Origin of the sequence: Nesterenkonia cremea (genome assembly GCF_014642675.1) — a bacterium.
Taxonomy (GTDB): Bacteria; Actinomycetota; Actinomycetes; order Actinomycetales; family Micrococcaceae; genus Nesterenkonia; species Nesterenkonia cremea.
This window is the reverse complement of record NZ_BMIS01000016.1, coordinates 1-14,198: the sequence shown is the minus strand read 5'-3', so window position 1 is coordinate 14,198 and position 14,198 is coordinate 1. Positions and strand designations below refer to the sequence as shown.

Sequence of the window (14,198 nt, the reverse complement as noted above, 5' to 3'; positions counted from 1 at the left end):
CCATGACTGAGAAACCCTCCCTGAAGCCCAGGCAGACTGACCCCTTGGCCCACGCCGGCGAGAAAGCATCTGTTCTGGTCGAGGCGCTGCCCTGGATTCAGAAGTTCGCCGGCGAGACCATCGTGATCAAATACGGCGGCAACGCCATGGTCAACGATGAGCTGCGCCGCGCCTTCGCCGAGGACGTGGTCTTCCTGCGTCACGTGGGCGTCAACCCGGTGGTGGTCCACGGCGGCGGCCCTCAGATCAACGCCATGCTGGACACTCTGGGGATCGAGTCCGAGTTCCGTGCCGGTCAGCGGGTCACCACACCGGAGGCCATGGAGGTGGTTCGGATGGTGCTCACCGGTCAGGTCAGCCGCGAACTCATCGGTCTGATCAACTCCCACGGCCCCTACGCGGTGGGTCTCTCCGGCGAGGACGCAGCCCTGCTGCGTGCCGAGCGCAAGACCGCCCAGGTGGATGGCGAGGAGGTGGACCTCGGGCTGGTCGGCGAGGTCACCGGTGTCCGGGCCGAGGCGGTCCAGGACTTGCTGGCCGCCGGACGCATCCCGGTGATCTCCACCATCGCCCCCGAGTTCGTCACCACCGAGGACGGGAGCTCTCAGCCCACCGGCGAGGTGCTCAACGTCAACGCCGATCTGGCCGCTGCCGCTGTGGCCTCGGCCCTGGGGGCCGCCAAGCTGGTCATGCTCACCGACGTCGAGGGCCTGTATGCGAACTGGCCGGATAAGTCCTCGCTGATCTCCTCCCTGGGGGCCTCGGACCTGAAGCAGATGCTGCCCTCGCTGCAGTCCGGCATGATCCCCAAGATGACGGCGGCGCTGACCGCTGTGGAGTCCGGGGTCCCGCGCGCCCATATCGTCGACGGCCGCGCACCCCATTCGATGCTGCTGGAGATCGTCACCACCGAAGGTGTCGGCACCCAGGTGGTGCCCGACGGCGAGGTGCCGACGCAGACCAAGGAGGAACGATGAGTTATCCGGACCTGCTGGGGCTCGAGAAGCTCGATGCCGTGGAATCGTGGGAAGAACGCTATGAGAGCTCGCTCATGGGTGTCTTCGGGACCCCGCAGGAGCTGCTCGTCGCAGGGCGCGGCTGCTGGGTCACCGACTCCCGGGGGAACGAGCTGCTGGATATGCTCGGCGGCATCGCCGTCAATGCCCTGGGGCACAATTACCCTGCCCTGACCGGGGCGCTTGCCGAACAGCTCAAGACACTGGGACACATCTCGAACCTGTTCACCTCGGTGCCGCAGATGCGACTTGCCGAATTGCTGCTCCACGCGGCCGAGGCTCCCGAGGGCTCCACCGTCTTCTTCGCCAACTCCGGCTCGGAGGCCAATGAGGCTGCGCTGAAGGCAGTGCTGCGCCATCGCAGGGACACCGGACGGACCCGTATCCTCGCACTGGAGGGCGGCTTCCACGGGAGGACCGCAGGAGCGCTCTCCCTGACGCACAAACCCGCCTTCCGCGAGCCCTTCGGCCCGCTGATCGAGGGCATCGAATTCCTCCCGCCGGATGACCTCTCCGCCCTGGAGCATGCGCTGGACGAGGAGGTGGCCGGCATCTTCCTGGAGCCCATCCAGGGGGAGGCCGGAGTGCGGCCGCTGAGCGCGGAGTACCTGCTGCGCGCCCGTCGGCTGGCTTCCCAGCGCGGGGCCCTGCTGGTGCTGGACGAGGTTCAGACCGGCATCGGACGCACCGGCGATTGGTTCCGCCACCAGGGTGTGAATCGAGAGCTGGCAGAGTCCGGGGCCGACGGCGTCGTTCTTCCCGATCTCATGACACTGGCCAAGGGGCTGGGCTCCGGTGTGCCCATCGGCGCGCTGATGGCCTTCGGGCAGCAGGCCTCCGAGCTGCTGGGCGCGGGGCAGCACGGCTCCACCTTCGGCGGCAATCCGCTGGCCGCACTGGCCGGGCAGGTCACCCTGGAGACCATCGAGGCCGAAGGTCTGCTGGAGAACGCCCAGCAGGTCGGCACGCATCTGGCCACCGGGCTGCGTGAGCTCGACGCCGTCACCGATGTCCGTCAGTACGGGCTGCATCTGGGCATCGATCTGGACCCGGCCGCCTTCGCCGCGGAGGCCCCGGCCAAGGAGCTGGTGGGCATCGCCCGCGAGCGCCAGCAGCTGATCATCAACGCCACCGGGGAGCACACGCTGCGCCTGGCTCCGCCGCTGATCCTCAGCGAGCAGGAGGCTGATCTGTTCCTCACCCGTTTCGGCGCCGCCGTGCGCCACCTGCAGGAGACCGCCGCATGAGCACTCGTCACTTCCTCACCGATATCGACCTGACCGCCCAGGAGCAGGATCGGGTCCTGAACCTGGCCGCCTGGATGAAGCAGAACCCCTATGCGGTCAAAGCTCTGGCCGGACCGCAGACGGCGGCGGTCATCTTCGACAAGACCTCCACCCGTACCCGCGTCTCCTTCGCCGCGGGGATCTCAGCGCTGGGCGGCAGCCCGCTGATCATCAACCCGGGGGAGTCCCAGCTGGGGCATAAGGAGTCCATCGCCGATTCGGCGCGGGTCTTCGAGCGTCAGGTCAGCCTGATCATCTGGCGGACCTACGCTCAGGCCGGGCTGGAGGAGATGGCCGAGCACAGCGCCTCTCCGGTGATCAACTCGCTCAGCGACGACTACCACCCCTGCCAGCTGCTGGCCGATCTGCTCACCGTGCGTGAGCGGCTGGGCTCCCTGCAGGGCAGGAAGCTGGCCTATCTGGGGGATGCGGCCAACAATATGGCCAATTCCTATCTGCTGGCGGGCGTGACCGCGGGCATGGATGTGCGCATCGCCGGACCGGCGGGCTATCTGCCCGAGGAGCGGATCATCCGAGCCGCTGAGGACCGCGCCGCAGAGACCGGCGGGAAGGTCACCATCACCGCGGATCCCTCCGTGGCGCTGGCCGACGCCGATGTGGTCGCCACCGACACCTGGATCTCTATGGGCCAGGAGGATGAGAAGGAGCAGCGCATGCAGCTCTTCGGCGACTACCGTGTGGATGCCGATGCCATGGACAAAGCATCTCCGGAGGCTGTGGTCCTGCACTGTCTTCCCGCCTATCGCGGGGCTGAGATCACCGCAGAGGTGCTGGATGGGAAGCAGTCGGTCATCTGGGATGAGGCGGAGAACCGTCTTCACGCTCAAAAGGCGCTCATGGCCTGGCTTCTGGTGGAGTCCGGCCGCGCGGACGAGGAGACGGTGGAGCTGGTGCGCGCCGCCGGGCGATCCGCCGCTGAGGAGTCCTGATGGGACCCACCACCAAGACGGCCCGCCACGCCAAGATCCGCGAGCTGATCACCCGGTCCAGCATCCGCTCCCAGGCGGAGCTGGCGGAGCGGCTCTCCGACGAGGGGGTGAGCGTCACCCAGGGGACGCTCTCCCGGGATCTGGTGGAGATCGGGGCGGCGCGGGTGCGCGGCGCCGAGGGAACGCTGATCTATGCGGTGCCCTCTGACGGGCCGGACCGCGAGCTGCAGGCGGATCAGACTGAGGCCACCACTACGGCCCGGCTGCTGAGTCTGTGCAAGGATCTGCTGATCTCTGCTGAGGCGAGCGCCAACCTGGTCATCCTGCGCACCCCTCCGGGGGCGGCTCAGTTCCTGGCCAGCGCAGTGGATCATGCGGGTCTGAAAGAGGTGCTGGGCACCATCGCCGGCGATGACACGATCATGCTGGTCACCATGGATCCCAGCGGGGGAGAAGCGGTGGCCGAGCGCTTCAACGGCTTCGCCGAAGGCCGCGCCGCCGGCTGAGCCGCACCCGCCGGCCGATTCTGCGCGTCGACTGATCCTCAGCGGCCGCGCAGGCGGCGCTGCTGAGCTTTGGCGGAGACGCCGAGACCGACCAGTCCGCCGCCTACTGCGATGAAGATCAGGCGTGTCCACTCGGGCAGCACGCCGCCGTCGGCCAGCGTCACGCCCAACAGGAGAACTGCTGCGCCGGTCACGAAGCAGAGCAGGATGGAGCCGCGGGACATATTCATGCTCTACGCCTGCTTCCGGTGGGTGTCCACCACTGTGCGCATGTTCTCCAGGCCGAACATGTCGATGACCGCATAGGCGTTCTGCGGGCCCAGCTCGACGTCGGCGCCGGCCTGCAGCAGTGCGGCGGTGATCTCTTCGTTCTGCCGGAAGACGGCGCAGGAGAGTGCGGTCTGACCGCGGTCGTTCATGCGGTCCACATCCACGTCGCGCTCCAGCAGGCCGCGCACCAGGCCGGCGTGGTCGTTATAGGAGGCCAGGATGAGCAGGGAATCGCCCTTGGAGTTGGTGAGGTTCACCGGGATCCCCTGGTCGATCAGGCTCAGCAGCTCCTCGGTCCGGCCGGCGCGCGCCAGATCGAACATGGAGTTGAGGAACTCGAGCTGCTCATCGGTCAGCTCTGGGGGCCCGTCCTGGGCGGAGTCATGTGCCATGGGCTCTACTTTACCGAGCGATACCCTGGTGGGGACAACGGTGAAATGTGTGAGTATGCATGGCGGTGAATATTTATGTAGACTCGCGGCTGATCCCATACTTCCACGTGCTCAGACAGCACAGATCTCAAGGAGCCTGCAGTGACCGATCGCATCGTTCTCGCCTACTCGGGCGGCCTCGACACCTCTGTGGCCATCGGCTGGATCGCCGAGGCCACCGGAGCCGAAGTCGTCGCCGTCGCCGTCGACGTCGGACAGGGAGGCGAGTCCCTGGAGACCGTCCGTCAGCGCGCCCTGGACTGCGGCGCCGTCGAGGCCTATGTGGCAGATGCCCGCGATGAGTTCGCCGAGGCGTACTGCATGCCCACGCTGAAGGCCAACGGACTCTACATGGACGCCTACCCGCTGGTCTCAGCCATCTCCCGGCCGATCATCTCCAAGCACCTGGTGGCCGCCGCCCAGCAGTTCGGCGCCACCACGGTGGCCCACGGCTGCACCGGCAAGGGCAACGACCAGGTTCGCTTCGAGGTCTCCATCCAGACCCTCGGCCCGGAGCTGAAGTGCATCGCCCCGGTGCGCGACCTGGCCCTGACCCGTGAGAAGGCCATCGAATACGCAGAGAAGCACAACCTGCCGATCGAGACCACCAAGAAGAATCCCTTCTCCATCGACCAGAACGTCTGGGGCCGCGCCGTGGAGACCGGCTTCCTGGAGGACATCTGGAACGGTCCCACCAAGGACGTCTACGACTACACCGAGGACCCGGCCTTCCCGCCGGCCCCCGACGTCGTCAACATCACCTTCGACGCAGGCGTCCCGGTGGCGCTGGACGGTGAGACCCTCACCCCGCTGCAGATCATCGAGCAGCTCAACCGCCGCGCCGGTGCCCAGGGGATCGGTCGGATCGACATCGTCGAGGACCGCCTGGTGGGCATCAAGTCCCGCGAGATCTACGAGGCCCCCGGGGCGATGGCCCTGATGGCCGCCCACCGCGAGCTGGAGAACATCACCCTGGAGCGCGAGCAGGCACGGTTCAAGAAGACCGTGGACCAGCGCTGGACCGAGCTGGTCTACGACGGTCAGTGGTTCTCCCCGCTGAAGAAGAACCTGGACGCCTTCATCGACGAGACCCAGAAGTACGTCTCCGGCGAGATCCGCCTGGAGATGCACGGCGGCCGCGCCACGGTGCAGGGCCGGAAGTCCGAGACCTCCCTCTACGACTTCAACCTGGCCACCTACGACGAGGGCGACTCCTTCGACCAGGCCTCGGCACCGGGCTTCATCGACATCTACGGCCTGTCCTCCCGGACCGCCTCGCAGCGCGAGGAGCGCCTCCACGGCAAGCCGGACCTCTCCGGCCACGGCATCGGGAAGTGACGATGGCAGATCAGCAGGATCACTCCGGAACCAACGAGGGCGCCCTCTGGGGCGGCCGTTTCGCCTCCGGGCCGGCGGACGCCCTGGCGGCACTGAGCAAGTCCACCCAGTTCGACTTCCGGCTGGCCCGCTATGACATCGCAGGCTCCCGGGCCCACGCCCGGGTGCTGCACCGCACGGGGCTGCTGGAAGACGCCGAGCTGGCCGGGATGCTCTCGGCCCTGGACCGCCTGGAGGAGGACGTCCTCTCCGGCACCTTCGGCCCGGCGCAGTCCGATGAGGACGTCCACGGCGCTCTGGAGCGCGGTCTGCTGGAGCGTGCGGGGGAGGAGCTGGGCGGCAAGCTGCGCGCCGGGCGCTCCCGCAACGACCAGATCGCCACGATGGGCCGGATGTTCCTGCGCGACCACGCCCGGGTCATCGCCGCAGAGGTCACTGCGGTGATCGATGCGCTGATCGCTCAGGCTGAAGCGCATCCGAATGCGCCCATGCCCGGACGGACCCATCTGCAGCACGCCCAGCCGGTTCTGCTGTCCCACCATCTGCTGGCCCACGCCTGGGCCTTCGCCCGGGATCTGCAGCGGCTGATGGACTGGGATGCCCGTGCCGCGGTCTCGCCCTACGGCTCCGGCGCGCTGGCCGGCTCCTCCCTGGGGCTGGACCCGCAGCGGGTGGCCGAGGAGCTGGGCTTCGCCGAGGCGGCCTGGAACTCCATCGACGGCACCGCGGCCCGCGATGTCTATGCGGAGTTCGCCTGGGTGGCCGCGATGGTCGGCGTGGATCTCTCCCGGATCAGCGAGGAGGTCATCTTCTGGGCCACCAAGGAGGCTTCCTTCGTGACCCTGGACGACGCCTTCTCCACCGGCAGCTCGATCATGCCGCAGAAGAAGAACCCCGACGTCGCCGAGCTGGCCCGCGGCAAGTCCGGTCGCCTCATCGGTGACCTGACCGGGCTCCTGGGGACGCTGAAGGGCCTTCCGCTGGCGTACAACCGGGATCTGCAGGAGGACAAAGAGCCGCTCTTCGATGCGGTGGACACTCTGGAGCTGCTGCTCCCGGCGGTCTCCGGGATGATCGGCACCCTGGAGTTCCATACTGAGCGCATGGCGGAGCTGGCCCCGCGCGGCTTCGCCCTTGCCACCGACATCGCCGAATGGCTGGTCCGTCAGGGCGTGCCCTTCCGCGTGGCCCATGAGCTGGCCGGTGAGGCGGTGCGTGTGGCCGAGGCCCGAGACGTGGAGCTCTGGGATCTCACCGATGAGGAGCTCACCGGCATCTCCGAGCACCTGACTCCGGCCGTGCGCGAGGTGCTGAGCACCTTCGGCTCGCTGAACTCGCGCTCCTCCCGCGGCGGAACGGCGCCGCAGGCGGTGGCCGAGCAGCTGGAGGAGCTGAAGCGTCAGCTGGAGTCCATCCGCGCCTTCGCCGAGTCGGCCGGCAGCAACGTCGGACCCGACGCGGTCAGCTGGGGCTGAGCCCGCCGTGGCCTCCACCTCCGGTCCCGCCCGCCGACCTTCGCCGAAGGTCTGGCGGCGCCGTGCCGCGGTGGGGGCCCTGGGCGCCCTGCTGCTGGTGCTGATGATCATCGTGATGATCCGCAGCATGGCAGGCCGGCAGGAGGAGCCGGAGCCGCATCCCACAGAGCTGGGATACCCCAGTGCGCCGGAGCAGTCCGTGCCCACGCTCCCTGAAGGGGAGTGGGAGACGGTGGCCGCCGTTCCGCTGGCGGATCTGCCGGATTCCGACTGGGTCCAGGAGGTCTCGGAGGAGACCGGGATCCCCTCCCGCGCGGTGGAGGCCTATGCCGGGGCCGCGCTGCGCGTCTCCCAGGAGGACCCGGACTGCGGAATCGGTTGGAACACTCTGGCCGGCGTCGGGCAGGTGGAGTCGGCCCACGGCTCCTATGACGGTGCCCAGATCGGTGAGGACGGCGTGGTGGACCCACCGGTCATCGGAGTGCCGCTGGACGGCTCTGAGGGGCTCATGGAGATCCCGGACACCGACGACGGCGAGCTCGACGGCGATGATGAGTGGGACCGTGCCGTGGGGCCGATGCAGTTCATCCCCACCACCTGGTACCAGTGGGCCCAGGACGGGAATCTCGACGGGCAGACCGATGTCCACCAATACGACGACGCCGCCCTGACCGCGGCGGTCTATCTCTGCGCCTCCGGCGAGGATCTCACCACCGACCACGGCTGGAACGACGCCGTCACCGCCTATAACCAGTCGGTGGAGTACGCCAACGACGTCGCCCGCCACGCCCAGGAGTACGCTGACTCAGCGGCCGGCTGATGGGGCCCGGGCGTCCCGGCTATGAGGTGACCAGGCGCAGCAGCGCATCTACGCAGGCTTCGATCTCCCATTCGGGGTGGACGGTCAATCGCTCGATGCTCAGCGTCACGGCTGCTGAGAGCATGGCCGTCGCTGCGATCTCCAAGGTGGGCCCCGGCGTCGTCGGTCCCGCCTCAGCCTCTTCCAGACGTTCGATGCGCCCGGCCAGCAGCCGGACGATGGCTGCCTTCTCCTCGTAGAGCTGACTGCTGCTGTCGCCTTCTCGCTGAGCCAGTGCGAAGGCCACCAGCCCGGTGAAGGAGGGGAATTCTCCGAGGAACCGGCAGGCGGCCCGCAGCTGAGCTCGGAATGCCTCGCGCGGACTGCTGCCCTGATCCTGCTCGATGGCATCCATCAGCGACTGCAGCTCGGTCGCACCGTGGACCAGCATCTCCCGGACCAGGTTCTCCTTGGACCCGAAGTGGTAGTACACCGAGCCTTTGGCGACATCGGCCGATCGAGCCAGCTCGTCGACTGTATGGTCCTGGACGCTGCGGTGGTCATCCAGGGCCATCATGGTGTGCAGGAGCTTCACCCGGGCAGAAGCCTTGGGGCGTGCATTCGGGACAGGGCTCATGCGTCCTCCTCGATGGGCGGGTGCAGGCGCTTCAGCGTCCACATCCTATTCTTCCGGATCGCCAGGAGCAGCACGGTCAGGCCGAGGGCCGTGGCCGCACCCAGGGCACCGAGGCTGCTGAGCACCACGGAGGTGTCCGCGCCATAGATGGCATGTCGCAGACCGTCCACCACATAGGTCAACGGAAGCATCGGGTGGATCGACTCCAGCGGTCCGGGCAGCGATTGGCTGGGGAACGTGCCCCCGGCGGCCACCAGCTGAAGCACCAGCAGGATGATGGCCACGAATTTGCCTGGGTTGCCCAGCAGCGCCACCAGGCCGTGGACCAGGGCTGAGAAGGCCGCAGAGGCGGCCAGCAGCACCAGCAGCGCCAGTCCCGGATGAGCAGGCTCCAGGCCCAGGCCCAGAGTGACGGCTGAATAGAGCAGCAGGCTCTGCACCGCTGACAGCGCCAGGAACGGCAACCAGGAGCCGAAGGCCACAGCCGCGGTGGAGGCGTTGGAGGCAACGGCTCGCGGGGAGAAGGGCCTGAGGACCTGGAGCATCACCAGAGCACCGATCCATAGAGCCAGGCCCATGAAGAAGGGAGCCATTCCGGCGCCATAGGAGCCGGCTTCAGCCTGGGCGGACTGTGTGATGTTGAGCGGATTGCCGATGACGCTGCTGGTCTGCTCACGCTCCTGCTCATCGGGGGAGGGGACCTCTTCGGCGCCGCTGCCCAGCTCGGAGGCCAGTTCGCCGCTGCCTTCGCTGAGCTGTTCGGCGCCCTCCAGCGCCTCGCCCAAGCCGTCGTCGAGCTCCGCGGCTCCTTCTTCCAGCTCCCCGGTGCCCTCGGAGAGTTCGCCGGCGCCCTCTTGGAGCTGTCCGACGCCCTCGTCGGCCTCCTGGGTTCCCTCCGAGAGTTCTCCGGCGCCTTCGGCCAGCGAGTAGGAGGCTGATCGTGCCTCGCCGAGCCCGTCGGTGAGTGCGGGGAGAGATTCGGCCATCTCCGAGGCTCCCCCGTGCAGTTCGGAGGCCCCGCTCTGGAGCTCGGAGGCCCCGTCGGCCACGCCGCGGGATCCCTCGGCCAGCTGATCCACAGAGTCCTGTGCGCCCTCGAGATCGCCTCGGACCTCCTGGGCGCGGCCCACCAGTTCGCTCTCCTCGAGGATCGGCGTCAGCTCAGCGGCGGCCTCCTCGGCCTGCTCCTCGGAGATGATCCCTGCGTCGACCAGCTGCTGGACACTCTCTCCGGTGCGCTCTGCGGCGGCTTCTTCGAATTCGGTGAGCACGTCCAGCGCATCCTGTGAGGCCCCAGCGAGCTGCTCGTTTCCCTCAGCCACACTCTCAGCTCCGGAGCTGAGCTCCCCGAGGCCATCATCGAGCGCGGAGGCTCCGTCCTCGAGTGAGCCGACGCCCTCTTGGAGCTCTCCGGCACCGTCGTCCAGCTCGGCGATCCCTTCGAAGAGTTCCCAGGAGCCTGTGCTGAGCTGCCCTGCGCCCTCGTCAAGATCCTGTGTGCCGCTGCGGAGGCTGGCCAGGGCGTCGTTGAGTTCGCCTACGCCATCGTTCAGCTCGGAAGCACCCTGGCTCAGCTCCCCGGAGCCGTCGTGAAGCTCCACCAGTCCTGATTCGAGGTCGTGGGCGCCGTCCTGCAGGTCCCCGGCGCCGTCGGCAGCCTCATTGAGCTGCTGGTGGATCTGCCCGAAGCCGGTGAGCATCTGGTCTGCGGCCTCTCGGCCCACCTCTTCGGAGACCGATTCGTGCAGCTCAGCGGCCAGCACGTCCAGGATGCTTGAGAGCAGGTAGTTGTTGGCCTCATTGCTGATGATCTCGATCTGGGCCTGCTCCGGATCCTCCAGGTCTGCCGGGGACGCCAAAGACGCTGAGAAGTCCTCGGGGATGACCAGTGCAAACTGATAGTCCCCCCGGGAGGTGCCCTGTTCGGCCAGCTCACGCTCTGAGACCACCTGCCAGCCGAAGGACTCGTCCTCGAGCAGGTCATCGACGACGTCATCACCGATGACGCGGTGCTCGCCGTCGAACTCGGCGCCTTCGTCCAACGTGACCAGGGCGGCGTCGACGTTGTCCATGTTCCCGTAGGGGTCCCAATTGGCGTACAGATACACCGCGGCGTACAGCAGAGGGATCAGGGCGAGCCCGACCACTGTCTTGATGGGGTCGAAGCCGCTGGTCAGCCGCTTCCACTCCGCGCGGGGCAGCGTCATCAGGCTCATCGGAGAACCTCCTGGGCGAGGATGGCCAGCACTGTGCGCTCGGAGGGCTCTGCGGTCAGCTCCAGCGTCTCGGACAGTCCTTCGGCGGAGATGTCATGGCGATCGGGCGAGTCCAGGACCACCAGCTCGACCTGCGGGTCCGCGAAGGCGAGTTCGGCCATCATCCACAGGCGCAGTTCCGAGGGGAGGGAGTCCACGGGTCGATCGGCGATGTCGGCGACCTCCTGCTCGGCGATCCACTGAGCCGTTGCAGGGATGCGGGTGCCACGCCTGCGCGGGATGAGTCCCAGGCTCTCGCTGATCAGATCGCGAGCACGCATGTGATGCTCCGGGGCGGTGATCCCGGGAGAGTCGATCAGCGCCGTGCTGCGGCGGAGCCGGGCGGTCTCGGCTGCCCCATGGATCAGCACCCTTCCGCTGTCCGGCGCGGCTCGGCCGGAGCAGATCAGCGCCAGAGCTGTGCGGGCGTCACCGGTGGGTGCGGTGATCTCGCTGAGAGTTCCTTCGCCGATGCTGGCACTGACGTTCTCCAGCAGGGGTGCATGGTGGCCGTGGAAGCCTACGTCCTCGAGTTCGAGCATTCCCTCAGCTTACTAGACTGACTGGTCAGTTCAATAGTGGGATGATCTAACCTTGGTCTCGTGATGACAGATGGAAGGAAGCTCCAGAGGCTCTTCGACGAGCACGCCACCGTGTTGGCGCCGACCCTGCTGGGGTGTGAGCTGACGGTCACGACGGCGGGCGGCTCCGTCTCCGTACGGCTCACTGAGGTGGAGGCCTATGGGGGACAGGGAGAGGACCCCGGTGCGCACAGCTTCAACGGGCGGACTGCGCGCAACAGCTCGCTGTTCGGCCCTCCGCGGCACACCTACGTGTACCTCAACTACGGGATCAATTTGTCAACAGGACATACTTATCCGCGTGTTGCAGAAGGCGCTGTCTAATGGACGTTTCTGACCTGGATGCCCTCTTCGACGATCACCCCACGGAGCTCGCGCGAGCGTTGCTTGGGTGTGAGCTGACTGTGACTACAGCGGAAGGCAGTGTCAGAGCGCGGCTCACAGAGGTAGAAGCATACGGAGATCAGGGTGAAGATCCCGGTGCCCATAGCTATAACGGCAAGACCGCGCGCAATGCATCACTTTTCGGGCCGCCCCGTCACCTCTACCTTTACCTCTCGTATGGCATACACCATTGCGCCAACCTCGTAGGGAACGGGAACAGAGCAGGTGGTGTGCTCCTGCGAGCAGGTGAGGTCATAGCGGGGAGAAGCCTCGCAATAACGCGTCGAGGGGGTCAGGACACGGGTAGCAAGCTGTTATCCGGCCCAGGGCGATTTGCTCAAGGGATGGGGCTGACCCTATCTATGGACGGGCAAGGCCTACAGATTGGTGAGGCTGGTGACCCAAGCGTCGATACTGTTCGCCTTGTGGCGCCACGAGAGCCGGTGGATGCCCTGCTGATATCGAAGGGCCCACGTGTGGGGGTTTCAGGGAAAGGTGGCTCAGTGCGTTTCCCCTGGCGCTATTGGTTGGAAGGCAACCCGTCGGTTTCGCGCTATCGGCCAGGTAGGGGAGTCCGGCGCCAATGAGTGGTTCTTCGCCGATGGATCCGGAGATGTACTCGTACGTCGAGAGTGCCGTCAGAAGCCTCTACCGGGCAGCTATGGGGTGGGCGGAAGGTCGAGACCGTCTGCCTCGCGTTGCCATGCCCCGTCAGGCCGTTACTGAGACAGGCTGGCCTGCGGCGGCTATCGAGCAGCCGGTGGTGTATGGCGAAGAGGGGCTTGTGGCGTGGTCAGCGATTGTTCATCTCAAAAGCGACGCAGTATGGGGAATACCAGCTCGCTCTATCCCCGAAGTGAGGAAAGCCCTGGACTGGGCGGTAGCTCGTTTCCACGTGCCGAAGACCGAGGAACATGGGTTGCCGATCTTGTATGCAGAGCAATTCAACAGATCGAGGGAATCATGGTGGCAAGCGGATTTCCTCCGACTGATCTTGGAAGTCATACAACGCGCTGAAGCTACACAGGTCGATCTCAATGGTGACTTCGCCGACATATATCGGCCCCTTGAGCGCGCACGACTGGACACTTCGTTGCCTTGCGACCTCTTGGTCCCTATCCCAAGACTCGAGTTTGACGATCCCCTTCAGATTGAGATGGAGGAGGATGTTTCTCTAGTCCCAATTGAGCCAGAGATGCAATTGGCGCGGGCGCCCTTGGTTGAGCCAGATGGACATATTGGGGCCTATCGGGCAGCGGCTGCAACACATGCGTTGCGCTTCAAGGATGTAGTGATCTCCAATGAGAATTACATGCAACGAATGGTGTCGCCGTTGCTGGGGGATGACATTCTCTCAATTCAGCAGATAATGCGGATTGATGCGGCGCTCCAAGCGGTCAGCATCGGTATGCTACAGCCCTACGGTTATCAGCAGGTGGTAGTAGTTCCCGACGGCTGGTCCGATGGCTGGCGCGGGCATCTGCCATCGGTGCTGAAGCTGGAGGTTGCCAATCGGGCTGAGGCTGGACGGTGGCACTTCAACCCCTGGAGAGATCCGACATTTCCTTGGCCGAATGAGATCGCTGAGCGGATACCGGGGGCTTGGAAACAACTCACTTCCGAGAGGAGAGGTTACGCATACGCTGGTCGGCGCCTTCAGATGCTTGCTACGCGAGATAACGAAGCTGATCGAATACTCGACTGTGTTTCAGGGCTCGAGGCAGTGTTGATGCGCCCGCGTGATCGAAGCACAGGGGAACGATTTGCTCTTCGGGCCGCAGCGCGTGTCGTCGGAGGCAATGACTGTGACAGTCCGGAGGCCTTAGAGGGTTTCTGGGATCACTTCGAACGTGCTGAACAGCTCTATAAGCAGAGGAATAAGATCGTGCATGGAGGGCATCACGGGGAGCTATTGAGCCATCCGAGTGATGATATGCGGCAGGCTGCTCATCACGGGGAATTCTTACTGCGGTGGACTTTGGGGAAGCTGGTTCCGGACGAGCAGTGGGTTACTGCTGGCGAGTTGCATAACCAAGGAATCGCAATGTTAGAAGGGACGACCCGGTCACTCGGTTCCCGCCCCGATTTAGTCAGAAGAGCACGAACTCTGCTCGGCCGTCTTTCGTTGTGACTAGGTGGCAGGTGAACCGTCCTGGGTTTTGTTCCGACCTACTTGATTCAGGAGGATCGGACTATGAGCAGGACCAGGACGTTCTACACCCCGGAGTTCAAGGACCGGGCAGTGCGGATGATGGAGGATCACTGCAGGA

Annotated in this window: 15 protein-coding genes; 10 read left to right on the top strand and 5 right to left on the bottom strand. The window is 65.9% G+C overall.

Features of this window, described 5'->3' with window-relative positions; translation table 11 throughout:
• Nucleotides 1-2: 2 nt before the first annotated feature.
• From argB to IEW85_RS13095, 4 genes are read left to right on the top strand one after another with little or no spacing between them, the layout of a single operon-like run.
• Nucleotides 3-977, top strand: coding sequence for an acetylglutamate kinase (argB, locus tag IEW85_RS13110; protein ID WP_188686594.1), 975 nt, complete (start codon nucleotides 3-5; stop codon nucleotides 975-977).
• Nucleotides 974-2,263, top strand: coding sequence for an acetylornithine transaminase (locus IEW85_RS13105; RefSeq protein WP_188686592.1), 1,290 nt, complete (start codon nucleotides 974-976; stop codon nucleotides 2,261-2,263). Before argB ends, IEW85_RS13105 begins: the two co-directional genes overlap by 4 nt.
• Nucleotides 2,260-3,252 carry an ornithine carbamoyltransferase gene (argF, locus tag IEW85_RS13100; RefSeq protein WP_188686589.1) on the top strand — a complete coding sequence of 331 codons (993 nt, stop codon included), beginning with the start codon at nucleotides 2,260-2,262 and terminating at the stop codon, nucleotides 3,250-3,252. The genes IEW85_RS13105 and argF overlap by 4 nt, the downstream gene beginning before the upstream one ends.
• Nucleotides 3,252-3,758: an arginine repressor gene (locus tag IEW85_RS13095; RefSeq protein ID WP_188686588.1), complete on the top strand. Its 507-nt coding sequence runs from the start codon at nucleotides 3,252-3,254 to the stop codon at nucleotides 3,756-3,758. The genes argF and IEW85_RS13095 overlap by 1 nt, the downstream gene beginning before the upstream one ends.
• Before the next feature lie 38 nt (nucleotides 3,759-3,796).
• Here the strand turns inward: IEW85_RS13095 and IEW85_RS13090 are convergent, their stop codons facing one another.
• Both IEW85_RS13090 and IEW85_RS13085 read right to left on the bottom strand, forming a co-directional pair.
• Nucleotides 3,797-3,988 carry a hypothetical protein gene (locus tag IEW85_RS13090; protein ID WP_188686585.1) on the bottom strand — a complete coding sequence of 64 codons (192 nt, stop codon included), beginning with the start codon at nucleotides 3,986-3,988 and terminating at the stop codon, nucleotides 3,797-3,799.
• A gap of 3 nt (nucleotides 3,989-3,991) precedes the next feature.
• The gene (locus IEW85_RS13085; protein WP_188686583.1) at nucleotides 3,992-4,420 is read right to left on the bottom strand and encodes an ankyrin repeat domain-containing protein; all 429 of its coding nucleotides are present in this window, start codon (nucleotides 4,418-4,420) and stop codon (nucleotides 3,992-3,994) included.
• A 141-nt stretch (nucleotides 4,421-4,561) separates the two neighbouring features.
• Between IEW85_RS13085 and IEW85_RS13080 the strand changes: the two genes are divergently transcribed.
• The 3 genes from IEW85_RS13080 to IEW85_RS13070 are packed head-to-tail and all read left to right on the top strand — an operon-like array spanning nucleotide 4,562 to nucleotide 8,092.
• On the top strand, nucleotides 4,562-5,797 hold the full coding sequence (locus IEW85_RS13080) for an argininosuccinate synthase (RefSeq protein WP_188686580.1): 1,236 nt from the start codon (nucleotides 4,562-4,564) through the stop codon (nucleotides 5,795-5,797).
• Between the two features lie 2 nt (nucleotides 5,798-5,799).
• Entirely contained in the window at nucleotides 5,800-7,272 is a 1,473-nt protein-coding gene (argH, locus tag IEW85_RS13075) for an argininosuccinate lyase (RefSeq protein WP_188686577.1), read from the top strand.
• A gap of 7 nt (nucleotides 7,273-7,279) precedes the next feature.
• The gene (locus IEW85_RS13070; RefSeq protein ID WP_229659033.1) at nucleotides 7,280-8,092 is read left to right on the top strand and encodes a lytic transglycosylase domain-containing protein; all 813 of its coding nucleotides are present in this window, start codon (nucleotides 7,280-7,282) and stop codon (nucleotides 8,090-8,092) included.
• Between the two features lie 19 nt (nucleotides 8,093-8,111).
• On the opposite strand, the gene IEW85_RS13065 is transcribed toward IEW85_RS13070, so the two are convergent.
• From IEW85_RS13065 to IEW85_RS13055, 3 genes are read right to left on the bottom strand one after another with little or no spacing between them, the layout of a single operon-like run.
• Nucleotides 8,112-8,708 (bottom strand): TetR/AcrR family transcriptional regulator, encoded by a 597-nt coding sequence (locus tag IEW85_RS13065; protein WP_188686573.1) that lies wholly within the window; start codon nucleotides 8,706-8,708, stop codon nucleotides 8,112-8,114.
• A complete protein-coding gene (locus IEW85_RS13060) occupies nucleotides 8,705-10,924 on the bottom strand; it encodes a YhgE/Pip domain-containing protein (RefSeq protein WP_188686568.1) in 2,220 nt (739 codons plus the stop codon). The genes IEW85_RS13065 and IEW85_RS13060 overlap by 4 nt, the downstream gene beginning before the upstream one ends.
• Nucleotides 10,921-11,505: a hypothetical protein gene (locus IEW85_RS13055; protein WP_188686565.1), complete on the bottom strand. Its 585-nt coding sequence runs from the start codon at nucleotides 11,503-11,505 to the stop codon at nucleotides 10,921-10,923. Before IEW85_RS13055 ends, IEW85_RS13060 begins: the two co-directional genes overlap by 4 nt.
• Before the next feature lie 63 nt (nucleotides 11,506-11,568).
• Here IEW85_RS13055 and IEW85_RS13050 point away from each other — a divergent pair, with 63 nt between their 5' ends.
• The 3 genes from IEW85_RS13050 (at nucleotide 11,569) to IEW85_RS13040 (ending at nucleotide 14,059) form a co-directional block, all read left to right on the top strand.
• Nucleotides 11,569-11,868: a DNA-3-methyladenine glycosylase gene (locus tag IEW85_RS13050; RefSeq protein WP_188686562.1), complete on the top strand. Its 300-nt coding sequence runs from the start codon at nucleotides 11,569-11,571 to the stop codon at nucleotides 11,866-11,868.
• The gene (locus IEW85_RS13045) at nucleotides 11,868-12,515 is read left to right on the top strand and encodes a DNA-3-methyladenine glycosylase (RefSeq protein WP_188686559.1); all 648 of its coding nucleotides are present in this window, start codon (nucleotides 11,868-11,870) and stop codon (nucleotides 12,513-12,515) included. The genes IEW85_RS13050 and IEW85_RS13045 overlap by 1 nt, the downstream gene beginning before the upstream one ends.
• Nucleotides 12,516-12,631: 116 nt before the next feature.
• Nucleotides 12,632-14,059, top strand: a complete 1,428-nt coding sequence (locus tag IEW85_RS13040; RefSeq protein WP_188686556.1) for a HEPN domain-containing protein — start codon at nucleotides 12,632-12,634, stop codon at nucleotides 14,057-14,059.
• The last annotated feature ends 139 nt before the right edge of the window (nucleotides 14,060-14,198 follow it).